Below are 3,455 nucleotides of genomic sequence, written 5' to 3'. Positions count from 1 at the left end.
ACGGCGACGCCCGCCGGGCGGCCCAGACCGCCGCCTACAAGGCGATGTATGCCCTGGCCGGCCACCTCAAGGGCTACGAGGACGCCCTGCGCGCCCTCTATGCCGGCGACGCCAACCGTTTCGAGACCCTGGTCGAGGCCTGGCCGGACGACGTGGCCGCCTATATCCGGCGTCTGTCCCGCCCGAGCTTCGACTAGGCTGACCACGACGCGGACGGCGGTCTCGCTGCGGCGGCGCCCCGAGCCGCGCACGCGCGATCGCCCAAGCCGAAGGGCCTGCCGCGCGCGCCGAGCCCAGCGATAGGCCGCGTCCGCGCGCCGCCGCCCGTGGCGAGGCGGCCCGGTGATTCACCGGGGGACATTTGTGAGACGTGATCGCCTCGTGGCGTCGTGGCCACAGGCGAGTTTGGAGCTTCCCAGCGGTCCGGAAGTCCATCTGCGACCTCGGCGCTGCGGGCGGCTTAAAATCGTCGTCCTCCTGCGTTACGCTTATCCAATGGTCGAACCCCACTCAGACGTTCCGCCCCGGCACTATCCCACGGCCGCCGCCAAGTGCGCCGACCTCGTGGTGCATGTCATGGGACTGACGCTGGCGCTCGTGGGCGGCATCGTCCTGCTGGTGCTGGCGGTCTCGAACGGTGTGATCACCCAGGTCGTCGGCGTCTCGATCTATGCCGCCGGCGTGGTGGCGATGCTGGCGTTCTCGACGGCCTACAATTTCGCGAAACCCCGCTACCGGCCCGTGCTTCGCCGTCTCGACCATGCGGGGATCTTCCTGATGATCGCCGGCTCCTACACGCCCTTCACCCTGCATCTGCCGGGCGCCTGGGGTCCGGGCATGACCATCGCGGTGTGGAGCGTCGCCGGACTGGGCGGGCTCTGCAAACTGATGTTCGTCGGTGTCGACCGCAGGCTGTGGGTCGCCGTCTATCTGATGCTAGGCTGGCTGGTGGTGGTGGCGTTGAAGCCGATGATCGACACGATCGCCTGGTATGCGCTCGCCCTCTTGGTCACCGGCGGCGTCCTGTATTCGACCGGCGTCATCTTCTATTTGAACAAGAAGCTGAAATACGCGCGCGCGATCTGGCATGGCCACGTCATCGCCGGCGCCGCGGCCCACTGGTGCGCCGTCCTGTTCGGGGTCGTGCTGGCGTCGAACGGTTAGCCTGTGCCGTGCCTCACGCGCAACGCGAGCCTTCGCCCCAAACGGCCGACGTCTTCCGACAGAACCAAAGGCGCCCCGCCGATCACCTCGGCGGGGCTCCAATGCTCGGAATTCCCAGGGACGGGAGTTCTACGCCCTAAGCGCCTCAGCCCCGCTCCGGGTTCCCCACATGCCCTAAGGCCTGGCCAGGTGGCGGGTCCGCAGGCTCTCGGTATCCCAGGGGCCGGCCGCGACGGCCCAAGCAACTTCAAGGCGCCATGGACGCTCGCCTGGGCTCGGCTTCGGGTCGCCAGGCCTGTGACCGCCGATCAGCAGGGGGAACCCGCGCCCGGCGGCGTCGTTTCCCTGGCTTGGTCATCCTGGAGCCACACACATGATCCGCACCACCCTGCTCGTCGGCGCTTCGGCGCTGCTGCTCGTCGCCTGCCAGCAAAAGGATGAGGTCGCCACAGCCGCCGATCCCGGCGCCTCGAACGCGGCCGTCAACGCCGCACAGGACGCGACGTCCGCCGCGGTTGGCGCCACTTCGGCCGCGACGCTCGGCCAGGTGTCGACCGAGGCTTTCGTCACCAACGCCGCCATCAGCGACCTGTATGAAATCCAGGCCGGCCAGATCGCGCAGGCCAAGGGACAGGCCGCCGGCGTCAAGGCCTTCGGCAAGATGATGGTCGCCGACCACACCGCGCTCGCCGCGGCCATGAATCCGCTGGTCGCCACCGCCGGGGTTACGCCGCCCACCGGGCTTGACGAACGTCGCAAGGGCCTCATCGACAACCTGAACGCTGCGGCGCCGGCGGACTTCGACAAGGTCTATCTCGCCCAGCAGACGGCGGCGCATGACGAGGCCCTCGCCCTCATGCGCGGCTATAGCGAGAACGGGGACAACGCCGCCCTGAAAGACGCCGCGGCGAAGGCCGCGCCCAAGATCCAGGCGCACCTCACCCACGTCTCGGAGCTCTCGGCCGGATCGGGCCGCTAACGCGGGTCCTGGCTTGGCGGCTCCGGGCGTGGCCTCGGAGACCGCCTCCCAGGGGACGGGACGCGGTGAGCGCCGTCCAGGTTCAGGCCCGGTTTCCAGCCACCGCCACGCGCCCTGCGGTGGTTGGACACCTAACGGCTGTCGCCGCGCCCATGCGGATGACTGCCGCCCGGGGGCGGCGCTGACGTCACCGGAATCCGAAGAAGGCCAAGACGGCGAGCACGATGACGACAAGTCCGACGATGTAGATGATGCGGTTCATGATTGCGCCTTGAGACGAGACAGACGGGGCGGCGATCGCCCAGGGACGGGCGAGCACCGTGCGTGACAATGGGGAAGAGGCGCGGGGCGCGCGCGTCGCGGGGCGACCGCGCGCACCCCGCCGCACCGCTTATTTAGTGCCGGGCCTGTTGTCGGTGGTGGCGCCGCCATCGGCGTTGCCCGCCTGCTGTTCGACGCGGTCCGCCTCGGCGTTCAGCGCTTTTTCCTGCGCCTCATTCGGGGTCGCCGCGGCCTGAGCCTCGAGGGCGTCGGCCTTGGTCTCAGCGGTCTTGTCGGCGGGGCTCTCGCAAGCCGCAAGGCCAGCGACGGCGACGGCGGCGATGAGACCGGCAATGGACGTCTTCATGATCTGTTTCCTCCAGCTTCCTGGTTCCCGAAACGCCGGTCCGCGGCGAAGGTTCACGGCGCACGCGTGCCGGTGGGCCAGTTGCGCGGCGCGGTCTCTGCGGCGATTTGCGGCCCCCGCTCGGTCGGCGGTTCGCAACTTGCGCCGGATCGCCAGGACGGCGCGCCCTGTCTCATTTTGAGCCTTGGGGCCTCGCTGTCTTCCTCCGGAGGACGGGACAGGTGACGGACATCCTGGAGAGCCGCATCGGCGCGTGCGTGTCGATCCGCCGCCGCGACCTGAACTTGACCCAGCGCGCGCTGGCGGAGCCCTGCGGCGTGAGCTTCCAGCAAATTCAAAAGTACGAGCGGGGCCAGAACCGCGTTTCGGCCGCGATGCTCTGGCATCTCGCGACCGCCCTCGCCGTGCCCGTCGACTACTTTTTCCAGGACTTCCCGGCCCCCGCGAAGGCCGCCGCCGCGTCCCCCAAGCCCGGCGACCGGCCAGGGCCGGGCGGCGCCTAGGACGGCGACGGCGACCAAGCCGGGGCGAGGCGAGGCTTCCTTGACGCGCACCCCGCGTCCTGCGGCCCGGAACGGACCTGACGTCGGCGGGTTTGCCGAGCGGCGCCGCCCATCCGGGTCGGCCAGGAGCCCACCATGGACGATCCGAAACTCGAGGGCGGCCACGCCCCGCCCCCCGAAA

At 69.8% G+C, this 3,455-nt stretch carries 5 protein-coding genes; 4 read left to right on the top strand and 1 reads right to left on the bottom strand.

Going from position 1 to position 3,455, the window contains the following annotated elements; genetic code table 11:
• The 3 genes from RMO04_RS06565 to RMO04_RS06555 form a co-directional block, all read left to right on the top strand.
• A partial coding sequence (locus RMO04_RS06565; RefSeq protein ID WP_309643986.1) for a DUF2239 family protein occupies nucleotides 1-197 on the top strand: 197 nt, incomplete at its 5' end.
• 298 nt (nucleotides 198-495) lie between these two features.
• Nucleotides 496-1,164 (top strand): hemolysin III family protein, encoded by a 669-nt coding sequence (locus RMO04_RS06560; protein ID WP_309643985.1) that lies wholly within the window; start codon nucleotides 496-498, stop codon nucleotides 1,162-1,164.
• Between the two features lie 373 nt (nucleotides 1,165-1,537).
• Nucleotides 1,538-2,143 carry a DUF4142 domain-containing protein gene (locus tag RMO04_RS06555; protein WP_309643984.1) on the top strand — a complete coding sequence of 202 codons (606 nt, stop codon included), beginning with the start codon at nucleotides 1,538-1,540 and terminating at the stop codon, nucleotides 2,141-2,143.
• Between the two features lie 391 nt (nucleotides 2,144-2,534).
• Here RMO04_RS06555 and RMO04_RS06550 read toward each other — a convergent pair whose 3' ends face one another.
• Complete coding sequence (locus tag RMO04_RS06550) at nucleotides 2,535-2,771, bottom strand: hypothetical protein (protein WP_309643983.1); 237 nt, start codon at nucleotides 2,769-2,771, stop codon at nucleotides 2,535-2,537.
• Between the two features lie 221 nt (nucleotides 2,772-2,992).
• Here RMO04_RS06550 and RMO04_RS06545 point away from each other — a divergent pair, with 221 nt between their 5' ends.
• Entirely contained in the window at nucleotides 2,993-3,274 is a 282-nt protein-coding gene (locus tag RMO04_RS06545; protein ID WP_309643982.1) for a helix-turn-helix transcriptional regulator, read from the top strand.
• Nucleotides 3,275-3,455: the final 181 nt, after the last annotated feature.

The sequence above is a fragment of the Phenylobacterium sp. genome (assembly GCF_031412415.1).
In the GTDB taxonomy this organism is placed as follows: Bacteria; Pseudomonadota; Alphaproteobacteria; order Caulobacterales; family Caulobacteraceae; genus Phenylobacterium.
The sequence above is the reverse complement of the archived record's forward strand: the minus strand, read 5'-3'. Positions and strand labels throughout refer to the sequence as shown.

Bases quoted from the DNA above. Each gene is read 5' to 3' on its own strand.
- RMO04_RS06555 (WP_309643984.1), top strand. From the start codon at position 1,538: ATGATCCGCACCACCCTGCTCGTCGGCGCTTCGGCGCTGCTGCTCGTC.
- RMO04_RS06550 (WP_309643983.1), bottom strand. From the start codon at position 2,771: ATGAAGACGTCCATTGCCGGTCTCATCGCCGCCGTCGCCGTCGCTGGC.
- RMO04_RS06560 (WP_309643985.1), top strand. From the start codon at position 496: ATGGTCGAACCCCACTCAGACGTTCCGCCCCGGCACTATCCCACGGCC.